The following is a 13709-nucleotide window of genomic DNA, read 5'->3' on the forward strand; positions in this document are numbered from 1 at the left end:
GTTGTGCACAAACTCGCATCCATCCACAGATGCTGGTTGAGGGGCTACCGCGGGCCGTCGATCGCTCCCGACGATGCACGCATGAATTCGGCAATCGAGGAGCTCTTCGAAACCCAGGGCGGTGTGGCCACCAGCGGCCAGATACTGGCACTGACCACCAGACGCCAGTTCGACAACGCAGTGAATCGCGGTGTGCTGGAAAGGATGTGGCAAGGCATCTATTGCCTTGGCGAACCGACCGACGAGCTTCGGCTGCGTGGACTCGACCTGTCAACGGGGACAACCGTGTCCCTGTGCCTGGGTACCGCGGCCGCGACGTACGGCTTCGATACCGAGAACACCGTCGACCTGCATGTGCTGAATCCGGCGGGGGGTCAGCTGCGTAATGCGGATGGCCTGGTCGTGCATCGCCGCGAAGGCGCTCCGCTGGTGTCGGTCGACGGCAGGTCCGCCACGTCTGCGCCGTGGACTGCCGTAGAGGTCGCTCGCGGGCTGCGGCGGCCACGGGCGTTGGCCACCCTGGACGCGGCGTTACGCAGCGGAGCGTGCGGGCGCGCTGAATTGTGGCGGGCGGCCCTCGCGCAGGCCGGGCGACGCGGCATCGTCGCCATGCGCGAGCTGATTCCATTGTCCGACCCGCTGGCGGAATCTCCGATGGAAAGCAAAGCGCGGCTGGCGATGATCGACGGTGGCCTGCCGGTCCCGCAGCTGCAGTACCAGATCATCGACGGAAACGGCGACCGCAGGCGCGTCGACTTCGCGTGGCCCGAGCATCGCCTCGCCGTCGAGTATGACGGGCTCGACTGGCACAGCCAGCCCGACGCAATGAAACGCGACCGCAGACGGCGTGAGGCGCTGGAAGCTGCCGGGTGGGTCATCATGTCGATCGTGTTCGAGGACGTCCGCTATCGAGCGTGGGAGTTCGTTGCCCGTATCGATGCGCACTTGCGCCGCGCTCAGGCGGCATGAGCGTGCGCGAAATGTCCGCAAGTTGCGGCGTGTTGGCGGGCAGACCCGCACGCTCGCGGGAGGTAGGGAGCCGGGAGTTCTGCTCAGCGCGATTGTAAAGTTCGCGGTGCCGACAACTGGCGCAATGGCGGCCGGGGACCGCTCTTTCGCCTGGTAGCCGTCGACCCGCAGTGGCGGAATCAGCCGGCCGGCGCCGAGGTCGATATCCGTGTGCTGCGGCGGCCATGCCCGCCCTCTTAGCGTGCTTGACGTGTCAGCTGAGCCGACGCCGATGAAGCGGCCCCGCGCCGATCGTGCGCGCCAGGTCGCTGATGTGCTGCGCCATCAGATCCACACCGGCGCATACGACGACGGACTGCCCACCGAAGCAGAGTTGGCCGCGGAGTTCTTCGTCTCCAGGAACACCATTCGTGAGGCCCTCACCGTGCTCAAGAACGAGGGCCTCATCGACCGCGGACCCAAGACCGGCACGCACGTCGCGGTCCGCAAATACGACCACGGCCTCGACGCGCTTGTCGGGCTCAAGGAGACGTTCAAGGACTACGGCGAGGTGCGCAACGAGGTGCGCGCGGTGCTGCACCTGGCAGCGCCGCCCGCCGTCGCGCGACGGCTGCAGCTCACGCCTGGCGCGCAGGTCGTCTACATCGAGCGGCTTCGCTACCTCGGCGACCTGCCGCTGAGCCTAGACCTGACCTACCTTGTACCCGAACTCGGCGCGGAGGTGCTCGAGCATCCGCTGGAAACCAACGACGTGTTCGCGCTCATCGAACAGGTCAGCGGGCACCGCCTCGGTGCGGCGACGCTTGCACTGGAGGCGGTTTCGGCGGATCCGCATTCCGCGGCGACCCTGCAGGTGCCCGACGGCGCACCGCTGCTGATGCTGGAGCGGCTCACCAGCCTCGACGACGGCAAGCCCGTCGACCTCGAATACATCCGGATGCGCGGTGACCGAATCACCATGCGCGGCAACCTGATCAGGAGCAAACCATGACGCTGGTGAACCAACGCGCCGATGTGCCCGTGACGATCGACGAGTCGCTGTGTATCGAGGGCTGCACCCTGTGCGTGGACATCTGTCCGCTCGACTCGCTGGCGATCAACCCCGACAACGGCAAGGCGTACATGCATGTCGACGAGTGTTGGTACTGCGGCCCCTGTGCCGCCCGTTGTCCGACCGGCGCCGTCACCGTCAACATGCCGTACCTGATCCGCTGAGGACCCCGAACATGAAGAAACGCTTGGTTCGTCTCGTCGCGATCGCTGCCCTCCTCGCGGTCGCGGCCACCGGTTGCTCGCTCGACTCGGCCAGTCAACCGTCGGGCAACGTCGTCAACGTCGTCATCGGCTACCAGTCGAAGACCATCAACACCGTCACGGCAGGCACGCTGCTGCGCGCGCAGGGATACCTCGAGCGCAGGCTCAATGACATCACCACCCGCACCGGCACCAAGTACAACGTGACGTGGCAGGACTACGACACCGGCGCGCCGATCACCGCACAGATGGTCGCCGAGAAGATCGACATCGGCTCCATGGGCGATTACCCGATGCTGATCAACGGGTCCAAGACCCAGGCCAACGAACGCGCCCGCACCGAGATGGTGTCGGTGACGGGATACAACCCCAAGGGCGCGCTGAACATGGTTGTGGTGGCGCCGAATTCGCCCTCGCAGAATCTGACGGACCTGGTTGGTCAGAAGGTGTCCGCCAGCGTCGGTTCCGCGGGCCACGGCATGCTCGTCCAGGCGCTGACCAAGGCCGGAGTCGATCCGAAGACCGCTGTCGAGGTGCTCAACCAGCAGCCCCAGGTGGGTGCGTCGGCACTGGAATCGGGTCAGGTGCAGGGACTTTCGCAATTCGTCGCGTGGCCGGGGTTGCTGGTGTTCCAGGGTAAGGCCCGCCTGCTGTACGACGGCGGCGAGCTGAACTATCCCACCCTGCACGGGGTCGTCGCCCGCCGTGCGTACGCCACCGAGCATCCGGAGGTGCTCGACGCCTTCCTGCAGGCGCAGCTCGATGCGACCGACTTCCTCAACAGCAAGCCGCTGGAGGCGGCCAAGATCGTCGCCGACGGTAGCGGACTGCCGCAGGAGGTCGTCTATCTGTACAACGGGCCCGGCGGCACATCGTTTGACACCACGCTCAAACCCTCGCTCGTCGAGGCGCTGAAAGGCGATGTGCCCTACCTGAAGTCGATCGGCGACTTCGCCGACCTCGACGTCGCGGGATTCGTTGAGGACGCGCCACTGAAAGCGGCATTCGCCGCACGAAACCAGGACTACGGCAAGGCCGTCGCCGCGACCGCGAACCCGTCGGCGCTCGGCGGGACAGACACCGTCTGCAACTCACCGGTCGACGACCCCGCGAAAGCCAGCGAACTGTGGCTCGACGGGGCGCCCGCCACCCAAGCGGCATCGAATCCGACCTGTCTGCTGAAGGCCGTGCGGGACGCGACCGCGAAGGGCTCGAAAATCCGAGCCGCCTATGTGCCCGACACCGAATTGGGCACGCGGTGGTTCGCCGACAAGGCAGCGTGGGTGCGTGACGGCCAGAACTATCTGCCGTTCGGGACCCCGGTAGGCGCACAGCGATACGTCGCGGCTCACCCCGGCAGCGCCACCGTTGATTACCAGCAGGCGTTGGTGGGCGCCGTATGACCACCGCTGATGCCGTTGTTCCAGGGGTGCTCGGAGCAGCGGTAGCCGCGCCGCCTGCCATCCGCCGCCAGCGGCAGGCTTCGCAGTGGCGGCGTCGATTGGTACGGCTGGCCAGCGTCATCGCAGCCATCGCGCTCTGGCAGGTGCTCACCGCCAACCACGCCAGGTTGTGGTTGCGGTTTGATACTCTGCCGACCGTCACCGAGATCGCCTCGGCGTTCGTCAATCGCCTTGGCACGCACGAGTACTGGCTCGATCTCGGGCAATCGCTGATCCGGATCTTGACCGGATTCGGGCTCGCTGCGGCCATCGGTGTCGTCACAGGGATCCTGCTCGGCCGCTCGGCACTGTTCTCGGACGTACTCGGTCCGCTGACCGAACTGGCGCGGCCCGTCCCGGCGATCGCGATGGTTCCGGTCGCGATCCTGCTGTTTCCGACCGATGAGGCGGGGATCGTGTTCATCACCTTCCTCGCCGCGTACTTCCCGATCATGGTGAGCACTCGACACGCTGTGCGCGCGCTGCCGACGATCTGGGAGGACTCGGTTCGCACATTCGGCGGCAACAGCTGGGATGTGTTGCGCCGGGTCGTGTTACCCGGGATCCTGCCCGGCCTGTTCGGCGGGTTGTCGGTCGGCATGGGAGTGGCGTGGATTTGCGTGGTGTCCGCCGAGATGATCTCGGGGCGACTGGGAGTGGGATACCGGACCTGGCAGGCCTACACGGTGCTGAACTACCCCGACGTGTTCGTCGGCATCATCACGATCGGCGTGCTTGGCTTCGGCACCGCCGCCGCCGTCGAAGTGATCGGCAGGCGTGCCACCCGCTGGCTTCCCCGTGGCGAGGAGAACGTGCGATGACGACAGCTGTTGCGCAAGGCTTGCGGCTGGAAATCGACGGCGTCCGGCTGTCGTATACCGGGGCGCCGGTCGTCGACGGGTTGACCCTCACGGTGGAACCGGGCGAGATCCTGGTACTCACCGGCCCGTCGGGATGCGGTAAGTCGACCGTGCTGCGCACCCTGGCCGGTCTGCTCCGACCGGACTCCGGTCGGGTGCTGGCCGACGGGCAAGAAGTCACCACCACGTCCCGCGACCGCGGCATGGTGTTTCAGGACAGTGCGTTGTTGCCCTGGCGCACAGTGCGTTCCAACATCGAACTGGCGCTGCAACTGCGCGGTGTGCCGCGTGCCGGTCGGCGTAGACAGGCCGAACACTGGATCGAGGAAGTGGGCCTGACTGGGTTTGGTCACTACCTACCGAAGAGCCTGTCTGGCGGTATGCGCCAACGTGTGCAGTTGGCCCGAGGGCTGGCGGGCGCGCCCAGGGCCGTGATGATGGACGAACCGTTCGCCGCCCTGGACACTCAGACTCGCGCAGCGATGCAGCGGTTGCTGATCGACACCTGGCGGGCTCATCCGACAACGATCGTCTTCGTCACCCATGACGTCGACGAGGCCCTGATCCTCGGTGACCGTGTCGCCGTGCTCGGCCGTGTCGGCAAGCCCGTGCGCGCACTCATCGACGTGCCAGATCCACGCACCGGCGACGTTGGGCGTCAAGCGCTCCGGGCCGAGATCATCACGGCATTGGATCACTCATGATGCAGATGCCCGAATTGGCCGACACGGCCCGGCTGGACTGTGATGTGCTGGTGATCGGCGGCGGCACCGCGGGCACCATGGCCGCACTGACCGCCGCCGAGAACGGTGCCCGAGTCCTGCTTCTGGAGAAGGCGCATGTGCGACATTCGGGTGCGCTGGCCATGGGCATGGACGGGGTGAACAACGCAGTCATCCCCGGGAAGGCCAGCCCCGAAGACTACGTCGCGGAGATCACCCGCGCGAACGACGGAATCGTCAACCAGCGCACCATCTATCAGACCGCGACGCGCGGCTTCGCCATGGTGCAGCGCCTCGAACGCTACGGTGTCAAGTTCGAAAAGGACGAGCACGGCGAGTACGCGGTGCGTCGCGTGCACCGGTCCGGGTCCTACGTGCTGCCGATGCCGGAGGGCAAGGACGTCAAGAAGGCGTTGTATCGGGTACTTCGACAGCGGTCGATGCGCGAGAAGATCACTATCGAGAACCGATTGATGCCGGTGCGTGTGCTGACGCAGGAGGGTCGAGCAGTCGGTGCGGCCGCGCTGAACTCCCGCACGGGGGAGTTCGTCGCCGTCGCGGCCAAGGCGGTCATCCTGGCGACCGGTGCGTGCGGCCGGCTGGGCTTGCCCGCATCGGGTTACCTGTACGGCACGTACGAGAACCCGACGAACGCCGGTGACGGCTACTCGATGGCGTATCACGCAGGCGCCGAACTGTCGGGGATCGAGTGCTTCCAGGTCAACCCGCTTATCAAGGACTACAACGGCCCGGCGTGCGCATACGTCGCCAATCCGTTTGGCGGCTACCAGGTCAATGCGCTCGGGGAGCGGTTCGTCGACTCGGATTACTGGTCCGGTCAGATGATGTCCGAGGTGAAACGGGAGATCGAGTCCGCGCGCGGGCCCATCTATCTGAAGGTCTCGCACCTGCCGGACGAGACGCTGACCGCGCTCGAGAACATTCTGCACACCACCGAGCGGCCGACCAGAGGCACGTTCCACGCCAACCGCGGACACGACTACCGCACCCACGATGTCGAGATGCACATTTCCGAGATCGGTTTGTGCAGTGGTCATTCCGCGTCGGGCGTATGGGTGGACGAACACGCCCGCACCACGGTGCCTGGTTTGTATGCGGCGGGGGATCTGGCCTGCGTACCGCACAATTACATGATCGGGGCGTTCGTCTACGGCGACCTGGCCGGCGAACATGCCGCATCGACGGTCGCGAAAGTGCCTGCACCTGAAGCACTTCCGCAGGATCAACTCAAAGAGGCACACGAACTCGTCTACCGCCCGCTGCACCAGCCCGACGGGCCGCCGCAACCACAGGTGGAATACAAACTGCGCCGGTTCGTCAACGACTATGTCGCACCGCCCAAGACCGCGACGAAGTTGTCCATCGCCGTGCAGACCTTCGAGCGGATGGCAAATGAGATCGCCGACATGGGCGCCACCACGCCGCACGAGTTGATGCGCGCCGTCGAGGTGTCGTTCATCCGCGACTGTGCAGAGATGGCCGCCCGGTCGTCACTCACCCGGACCGAGTCGCGGTGGGGGCTTTATCACGAACGCGCCGACATACCGGACCGCGACGACGAGCACTGGCGCTACCACCTGAACCTGCGCAAGAGCGTCGACGGCTCGATGGAGTTCCTGAAGCGGCCCGTCGCACCGTACTTCGTACCTGTGCCCGGCCTCGACCATCTGCCGTCGGATGATCTGGTGCAACACGTCGACCAGCCTGGGCTTGCAGTTGGGCGGGCGCCTGCCACCACCGCTTCCCGGCTGCGGCCCGCCGGTGCAAGCCAGCCGCCGTCGCCGCGCATCGCCGAAGTGCTTGCGCTGGAGTCACCCTCAGTCGCCGAGCTGGCCACTTTCCTCACCGACACTGATTCGGGCGTGCGTAAGACTGCCGTCGCGACGCTCGTCGAAAACCTCCCCGACGGCTATGCGGATGCGCTGCTCACTGCGCTCGGCGACGTCGACGCCGGGGTGCGCGGAACCGCCGCCGACAGCGTACGGGAACTGGTCGAGGTGCTGCCGTCACCCGAAGACATTGCCGAACAGTTGCTTTCGTCCGATCCAGTGGTTCGTGCCGTCGTGATGTATCTGCTTGCCGCGCGCCGGGCCGGCGGGCAGCGACAGTACAGGCGCGCGCTGGCCGACCCGGACCATCGGGTGCGTATTGAAGCCGTGCGGGCTTTGGTCTCCGTCGATGATGCCGATGGGGTGGCCACCGCAGCGGGCGACGACAACCGCGAAGTCAGGATCGCGGCCGCCAACGGGCTTGCCACCCTGCGCGCGGGAGCGCAAGCGGTACGCCGGTTGGTTGGAGACCATGACCCCTTGGTCCGCTCGGCGGCGCTGGCCGCCCTTGGTGCCGTGGGTTGCGGCGACGACGATATGGCCGAGGTGTGTCGTGCGCTCGTGGAGCCGGCTTGGCAGGTGCGGGAGGGCGCCGCAAGAGCGTTGGCTGGAGCGGCACCCGCGGTTGCCGTGCCGACACTGGCAGCAGCGCTCACCGATCAGCACCTCGACGTGCGAAAAGCGGCGGTGCTCACCCTGAGTGCATGGGCGCAGGCTGAACCCGCGGCGCGCGAGGCACTGCAGGTCGCACTCGACGACGGTGACGCCGATGTCCGTGCCTACGCTCGCAAGGCCCTGGCCACTAGCTGAGCTGGTTGACGATGGCCGCGCCGTCGAGCCAGACGTTCTCCCTGCTGATCAACCCGTCGCGGAATTCGAAGACATGCAAGATGCGGAAGCTGATCCTCCTACCATGGCCTGGCAATCCGAGCATCGAACCGATCACCGCGCCCGTCATTTTCTGTTCGAGAATCATCGTGTCCTCGGCAAAGAACCGGTGCAGCACTTCCTCTGCCTCCGTGCGGAAATTTGCCGTCAACTCTTCGTAGAAGAGCCTGGCGCCGTCCTTCCCATGGTGCGGACTGCCGGGAAACCCGACGACATCGTGTTCGACGTCATCCGTATACACCGAGATCGCCGCGTCGACGTCACCCGCGCCCTCGGCGCGAATGTGCCGCGACACCAGATGTTCCATGGCACTGCGGTCCATGAATGTTGTATATACGTCGTGCGGCAATCCAGTGGTGCCTTCTAGGCTAAATCTGTGCGCTTTGCGTGGCCCTTGACAGGACGCACTGAGGAGATGCGAACGATCGCAGCCGCGATCGCCGAACCAGATGTTGCCGGGATAGTCGTGCACGGCGCGGCGGGCGTCGGCAAGAGCCGAATCGCGCGGGACGCACTGCAAGCCGCCGCCGCCGACGGATGCGAAGTCCGGTGGGCGGTCGGGACGTCCTCGGCAAAGGCGCTGCCGCTGGGTGTGTTGGCGGCCTGGGCTGATTCGTCGTCGACCGACAGTCTGGAGCTTGTTCGGGGTGCGATCGAATCGCTGACCGCCGCTCCGCCGGGCACGCCCGTGGTGCTAGGGGTGGACGACGCGCATCTCGTCGACGATTTGTCCGCGTTCGTCATACATCAGGTAGTCCAGCGAAGGGCCGCCAAAGTGGTCCTCACCGTGCGCGACGGTGAGCCGATCCCCGCTGCGGTACAAGATGTTTCGCGTGCAGCGCAGTTTGATCGTCTCGACCTGCAGCCGCTGTCGCTCGAGGAGACGAAGGCGCTGCTGGTCGCAATGCTGGGCGGCCCTGTTGACTCAGAAGCCGCGCTTCGACTGTGGCGGCTCACCCGTGGCAATGCGTTGTATCTGCGCAACATCGTCGAACGGGAGATCGAGGACGGCAGGCTGGCTCTGCGGGACGGCGACTGGCGATGGTTCGGCGACGCGGTTCTACCGCCGGGCCTCATCGAGCTGATCGATTCGCGGATGGGCCGCCTGCCGGCGGCGGTCAGTGACGTCGTCGACGCGATCGCCGTCGGCGAACCGCTCGAACTCGGCGCGTTGACCAGGATCACCGACGCCGAAGCGGTCGAAGAGGCGGACACTCGCGGCCTCATCACGCTGAACAACATCGATGGCCGGATCGAGGTTCGAATCGCGCACCCCCTTTACGGTGAGGTCCGCAGGAACAGGGCGGCAGCCACACGGCTGCGTCGGCTGCGCGGCCTGGTTGCCGCCGAACTCGCGCGTGCGAGGACCGTGACGACATTCAGGTGCTGGTTCGCCGCGCTTCGTTGAGCCTCGAATCCGATCTACCCCCCGATGCGGACCTTCTGGTCAGAGCGGCGCGGGGCGCCCTTTGGCTGGTCGGCGTGGACTCGTCGACCCAACTCACGAGCGCAGCATCCTGGGGCGATCGACTGGCGCGCGCCGCTGTTGCTGCGGGAGGCGGCGCTGAAGCGCACTTCATTCGCGCATACGCGCTGACGTGGCTCGGCCGCGGCGAAGACGCCGAAGAGGTACTGAAAAACATCCCACCGCGCGACGCGACGGGCGACGACCGAGCCAGACTCGCCTTCCTGCGAGCGTTCAACCGACTTTTCGCTCTCAGAGACCCCGAAGGTGCACTTCGACTGATCGACGACGCGTCAGATGCGGTGCCGCCGGAAGCGCACCGTTGGATCGAGGCCTTTCGTTGTCTGTATGCGGCCGCGATGGGGGAGATCACGGCGGTGGCCGTCCCGACACACGATTGGGATTTCGGCCGCCTGCCCGACACGGTCGCGGCGCGGGCGACGGCCTGGGCTGTCACCGTGGCCCGCGGTGAAGCGGGGCGCACGAACGAGGCGGTGGCGGCCGCAGTCGCCGGATATCCCATTCCGATGCGCTCCTTCGTCATCATCGCCGACGCGCACGTCAGCGCGCTGGTGTTGGCCGGTCGGATAGCCGAAGCGCAGAAGGTAGCGGATCTGATTCGCGGCAGGGCGGGGGAAGCCCTCGCGGTCACCCAGCCGTACATCGCGGTCATCGGCGCCGTCGCGAGGCGTGCCGCGCTTGGCGCGGGTTCGCTGGATGAGGCGCATTCCCTCCTTCACGATCGGTTGGTCGAGAATTACCCCGGTATGTCCAATGGCTGGGGCTATCGGTGTCAGATCTCGCGGACAACGACGGTCGCAAAGCGTGGAACGGCGGCAGAGGCATCCCGGGCGTTGGCCGCGCTGGAGGAGCGACGCCATCCCGCCTGGCGGTATCTGGACTATGAGTACTCGATCGCGCGGGCGTGGGTGGCCGCTGCGCAGGAGGCGGTGAGCACGGCCGTCGGCGAGTCGGTAACGGGAGCCGAAACAGCAAGGCGCAATGCGCAGTTCGGCGCCGAAGTGATGTGCCTGCAGACCGCGACGCAATTCGGGGACTGCTCTCACGGGCCGCGTCTCAGCGAATTGGCGAACATCGTGGAGGGCCCGCGTGCCGAACTGGCCGCTCGCTTCGCTCAAGCGCTGTCCGGCGATGATACGGCCCAGCTGTTCGCGGTATCAGAGGACTTCGAGAAGATCGGCGATCTCATCGCGGCGATGGATGCCGCGGCGCACGCTTCGCTGGCCCATCGCCGCGCGGGCCGGAGGGGGTCGGCGTTGACGTGTTCGGCGCGCGCCAATGAACTGGCGCGCCGATGCGGTGACGCCAGCACACCAGCGCTTCGGAGGGCAACCACGTCGTTGCCGCTGAGCGACCGCGAACGCGAGATCGCGGCGTTGATCGGCCTCGGGTTGTCCTCCAGTGCGATCGCCGAGCGGTTGACGCTCTCGGTGCGCACCGTCGAGGGCCACATCTACCGCGCAATGAGCAAGACCGGGGCGGCCGACCGGGAGGAACTGGCCGCGATGCTGCCCACCGGCGCCACTCCGCCCTAGCGACTGTGCAGAAATGACGTCCGAGAAAATCGAGTATGCGGCTACCTACTGCCTGTCCACGAAGTCGGCGCAAGCTGACGAGGTGGACGATGAACTGACTGCGCATGAGCGCGCTCTGCGCAAGCTGCCGTTGCCGTACTCGCTGGCACTGCGGTTGAGGGATGCCGGCGTCGCTCCCGAAGTGGTCAGTGAATACGTGGGTGTCGAGGAGGCGGCCCTGGACGGCGTGTACCGGATCGCCGAGGCCAAGCTGCTTGCCGCGGAGGGCTGCGGTCAGACCGCCGGGTAGTCCGGCAGTTCGATGGCGTCGGCGGTGGTGAACCATTTCCTCTCGGCCACCGGGCGGAACGGCCAGCGTTGCATCCACTTCATCACTTGTGCGGTGATCGCAATATCGCTCGCAGACTTAGGCAGGTAGCCGTCGATGCCGTTGGGTAGGTCCTGACACCGGTCGATGTAGGGCCGCATGATTACCGCGTAGCTGCCCAAGGCTGCGTCGATGCGGGCAGCGTCAAGGGTTTCGGCAGGTCCGAGTTCCCCTGCGAGCACGTAAGCGCCGACCAGGGCGAGGCTGGTGCCCATGCCGCTGAGCGGCGAGGCGCAGTATCCGGCGTCGCCTACCAGCGTGACGCGGCCCTGCGAGATGGTCGGCATGTGCACCTGGGTGAACGCGTCGAAGTAGAAGTCGTCGGCAGTCGCGGCGGCGGCAAGCAGCGCGTCGCACTGCCAACCGGCCCCCGCGAAATGCTGTGCGAGCAAGGTGCGTTGCTCTTCAGCGTTGCGCCGGTCATAGGTGATGGGTTGGGAGCGGAAGGCAAGACCGGCCTTGCACAGCGCCGGGTCGTGTGACGGCCGCATGGACGCGTTCAGCCCTGGGGCCTGATACATCACATACCAGCCGTCGAGGCCGACGGTGTCCCGCGCGGTGAACCACGCGTTGTATCCGCCGAGCGGCTTGACGAACTGGTCCTCGGGCCCGAATGCCAACCGCCGCACCGCGGAATGCGGGCCGTCGCATCCGACGACCAGATCGACGGACATCGTCGATCCGTCGCTCAACACCGCCGTCACCGCATCAGCGGTCTGGCTGAGTTCGTCGATACGGGTGCCGAAGCGGTAGTCCGTCCGGTCTTCGGTGGCCTGGTACAGCACCTCGACCAGGTCGCCGCGAAGGATCTCGAGCTTGGACACCAAGCCGTTGCCGTTGAACGCGGTGACCGGCATCTCTGCGCGCCGTCTGCCGTCGGCTTTGATCCAGGCGACACCGCGCTGGTCCAGCGACCGCTGACGCATCTGGTCGATCAGCCCCATGCGGTTCACCACATCGCCGCCCGCCCCCCGCAGATCGACCGTCTGTCCGCCAGGGCGAATCCCGTTGGCGACTTCGACGATGGTCACGTGATGACCGCGTTTGGTCAGCCAGAACGCGAGTGCGGGCCCTGCGATACCGGCTCCACTGATCAGAATGGACGACATCTAGACGTCAAGGGCTTGGTAGGTGCGGCGGACGAATTTCGGTTGTGTTGATTGAAGTTTCAGCAAAGCGGTATTTCCGGCCACCGCGGCCGCGGCTTCGGCGCCGAAGTTCGGCAGATTCTGAATCAGATAGATCAGGATGAGATCTTGGCTGGGATCCGCTTGCCACCACGTGCCGTAAGCGCCTGGCCAACTGAAGGTGCCGAGACCGCCGGGCCCGAACAGCTGACGGGATTTGGTCGGGTCCGTCACCACCGACAGGTTCAATCCGAAGCCGCGGCCGATCCAGAACGGCATACCGAGGAACGGGTGCTGTTTCTGTTCGCTGCTCAACCGATCGGTCCGCATCAATCGCACCGACGCCTCGGACAACACGCGCACACCGTCGAGTTCGCCACCGGCCAGCAGCATGCGAGCGAACCGCAGATAGTCGTCGGCGGTGGAGAACAGATTCGCACCGCCCATGCAGAACGGCGGCGGGGCGATGGGCGGCGGACCCATCGCGTCATGACTGAGGGCGTCGTCGTCCTCGAGCTTGTACATCGTGGCGAGTCGACCGCGATTGCGGGCCGCCACGAAGAATGCGGTGTCCGCCATCTTGAGCGGCTCGAACACCCGCTCCCGCAGAACATCTTGCAGGATCTTGCCTTCGATGCGTTCCAGAAGAATGCCCAAAACGTCGGTGGCGTTGCTGTAGGTCAGGCGATCGCCCGGCTGATGCTGTAGCGGCAACGCGGCGACCTCGGCCAGCCAGCGGTCGGGGTTCTGCCGCGGCGAGATCCGCGAATACGCCTTCGCCAGTGGGCCCGTCACCGAGAAGAAGTAGGCGAGCCCACTGCGGTGGGTCATCAGGTCGTCGACGGTGATCTGTCTGCGCGCGGGATGCGCCTTGTCGAGCGGCCCACCGGGGGTGTCGAGCACCCGCATGTTCGCCAGCTCGGGCAGCCACTTGGCGACGGGATCGGTGAGGGCCAGCCTGCCCTCGTCTACCAAGGACATGGCCGCGGCGACCGTCACGGGCTTGGTCATCGACGCGATCCGGAAAATCGTGTCGCGCTGCATCGGGAGGTTGGCGTGCACATCGCGGTGGCCGAGTTCGTTGACCTGGAGCACCTCGCCGGAGCGCCAGACCAGCGTGACTGCGCCTGCCAGTAGGCCGGCATCGATGGACTCGCGGATGGACGCCTGGTTCGAGTCGAGCTTCATCGGCGTCAGCGTACCCAGTGC

At 66.1% G+C, this 13709-nt stretch carries 13 protein-coding genes; 10 read left to right on the forward strand and 3 right to left on the reverse strand.

Translation table 11 applies throughout. From position 1 onward, the window contains the following. Nucleotides 1-81: 81 nt before the first annotated feature. The 7 genes from ACGFK1_RS23450 to ACGFK1_RS23480 all read left to right on the forward strand — a co-directional run bounded on the left by ACGFK1_RS23450 (nucleotide 82) and on the right by ACGFK1_RS23480 (nucleotide 7907). Complete coding sequence (locus ACGFK1_RS23450) at nucleotides 82-969, forward strand: DUF559 domain-containing protein (RefSeq protein WP_393434910.1); 888 nt, start codon at nucleotides 82-84, stop codon at nucleotides 967-969. Nucleotides 970-1240: 271 nt separating this feature from the next. Continuing rightward, on the forward strand, nucleotides 1241-1960 hold the full coding sequence (locus ACGFK1_RS23455) for a GntR family transcriptional regulator (RefSeq protein ID WP_393435278.1): 720 nt from the start codon (nucleotides 1241-1243) through the stop codon (nucleotides 1958-1960). Then, complete coding sequence (locus ACGFK1_RS23460) at nucleotides 1957-2184, forward strand: ferredoxin family protein (RefSeq protein WP_067811131.1); 228 nt, start codon at nucleotides 1957-1959, stop codon at nucleotides 2182-2184. Before ACGFK1_RS23455 ends, ACGFK1_RS23460 begins: the two co-directional genes overlap by 4 nt. 11 nt (nucleotides 2185-2195) lie before the next feature. Beyond that, nucleotides 2196-3626, forward strand: a complete 1431-nt coding sequence (locus ACGFK1_RS23465) for an ABC transporter substrate-binding protein (protein WP_393434913.1) — start codon at nucleotides 2196-2198, stop codon at nucleotides 3624-3626. Beyond that, entirely contained in the window at nucleotides 3623-4486 is an 864-nt protein-coding gene (locus tag ACGFK1_RS23470) for an ABC transporter permease (RefSeq protein WP_393434916.1), read from the forward strand. Before ACGFK1_RS23465 ends, ACGFK1_RS23470 begins: the two co-directional genes overlap by 4 nt. Continuing rightward, a complete protein-coding gene (locus ACGFK1_RS23475) occupies nucleotides 4483-5229 on the forward strand; it encodes an ABC transporter ATP-binding protein (RefSeq protein WP_393434919.1) in 747 nt (248 codons plus the stop codon). The genes ACGFK1_RS23470 and ACGFK1_RS23475 overlap by 4 nt, the downstream gene beginning before the upstream one ends. Continuing rightward, entirely contained in the window at nucleotides 5226-7907 is a 2682-nt protein-coding gene (locus ACGFK1_RS23480) for a fumarate reductase/succinate dehydrogenase flavoprotein subunit (RefSeq protein WP_393434921.1), read from the forward strand. The genes ACGFK1_RS23475 and ACGFK1_RS23480 overlap by 4 nt, the downstream gene beginning before the upstream one ends. Here the strand turns inward: ACGFK1_RS23480 and ACGFK1_RS23485 are convergent. Next, entirely contained in the window at nucleotides 7900-8307 is a 408-nt protein-coding gene (locus ACGFK1_RS23485; RefSeq protein WP_393434924.1) for a nuclear transport factor 2 family protein, read from the reverse strand. The two genes, ACGFK1_RS23480 and ACGFK1_RS23485, sit on opposite strands and share 8 nt — an antisense overlap. Nucleotides 8308-8400: 93 nt before the next feature. On the opposite strand from ACGFK1_RS23485, the gene ACGFK1_RS23490 reads away from it, so the two are divergent. From ACGFK1_RS23490 to ACGFK1_RS23500, 3 genes are read left to right on the forward strand one after another with little or no spacing between them, the layout of a single operon-like run. Continuing rightward, the gene (locus tag ACGFK1_RS23490) at nucleotides 8401-9393 is read left to right on the forward strand and encodes a hypothetical protein (protein ID WP_393434927.1); all 993 of its coding nucleotides are present in this window, start codon (nucleotides 8401-8403) and stop codon (nucleotides 9391-9393) included. Further along, a complete protein-coding gene (locus tag ACGFK1_RS23495) occupies nucleotides 9369-11006 on the forward strand; it encodes a LuxR C-terminal-related transcriptional regulator (RefSeq protein ID WP_393434930.1) in 1638 nt (545 codons plus the stop codon). Before ACGFK1_RS23490 ends, ACGFK1_RS23495 begins: the two co-directional genes overlap by 25 nt. Before the next feature lie 13 nt (nucleotides 11007-11019). Then, nucleotides 11020-11295 carry a hypothetical protein gene (locus ACGFK1_RS23500; protein WP_393434933.1) on the forward strand — a complete coding sequence of 92 codons (276 nt, stop codon included), beginning with the start codon at nucleotides 11020-11022 and terminating at the stop codon, nucleotides 11293-11295. On the opposite strand, the gene ACGFK1_RS23505 is transcribed toward ACGFK1_RS23500, so the two are convergent. Both ACGFK1_RS23505 and ACGFK1_RS23510 read right to left on the reverse strand, forming a co-directional pair. Next, nucleotides 11280-12482: an FAD-dependent monooxygenase gene (locus tag ACGFK1_RS23505; RefSeq protein ID WP_393434936.1), complete on the reverse strand. Its 1203-nt coding sequence runs from the start codon at nucleotides 12480-12482 to the stop codon at nucleotides 11280-11282. The genes ACGFK1_RS23500 and ACGFK1_RS23505 overlap by 16 nt on opposite strands. Next, nucleotides 12483-13688, reverse strand: a complete 1206-nt coding sequence (locus ACGFK1_RS23510; protein ID WP_393434939.1) for a serine hydrolase domain-containing protein — start codon at nucleotides 13686-13688, stop codon at nucleotides 12483-12485. It lies immediately after the preceding gene. Nucleotides 13689-13709 lie beyond the last annotated feature (21 nt).

This window comes from Mycobacterium sp. NPDC048908 (assembly GCF_043197955.1).
Lineage (GTDB): Bacteria > Actinomycetota > Actinomycetes > Mycobacteriales > Mycobacteriaceae > Mycobacterium.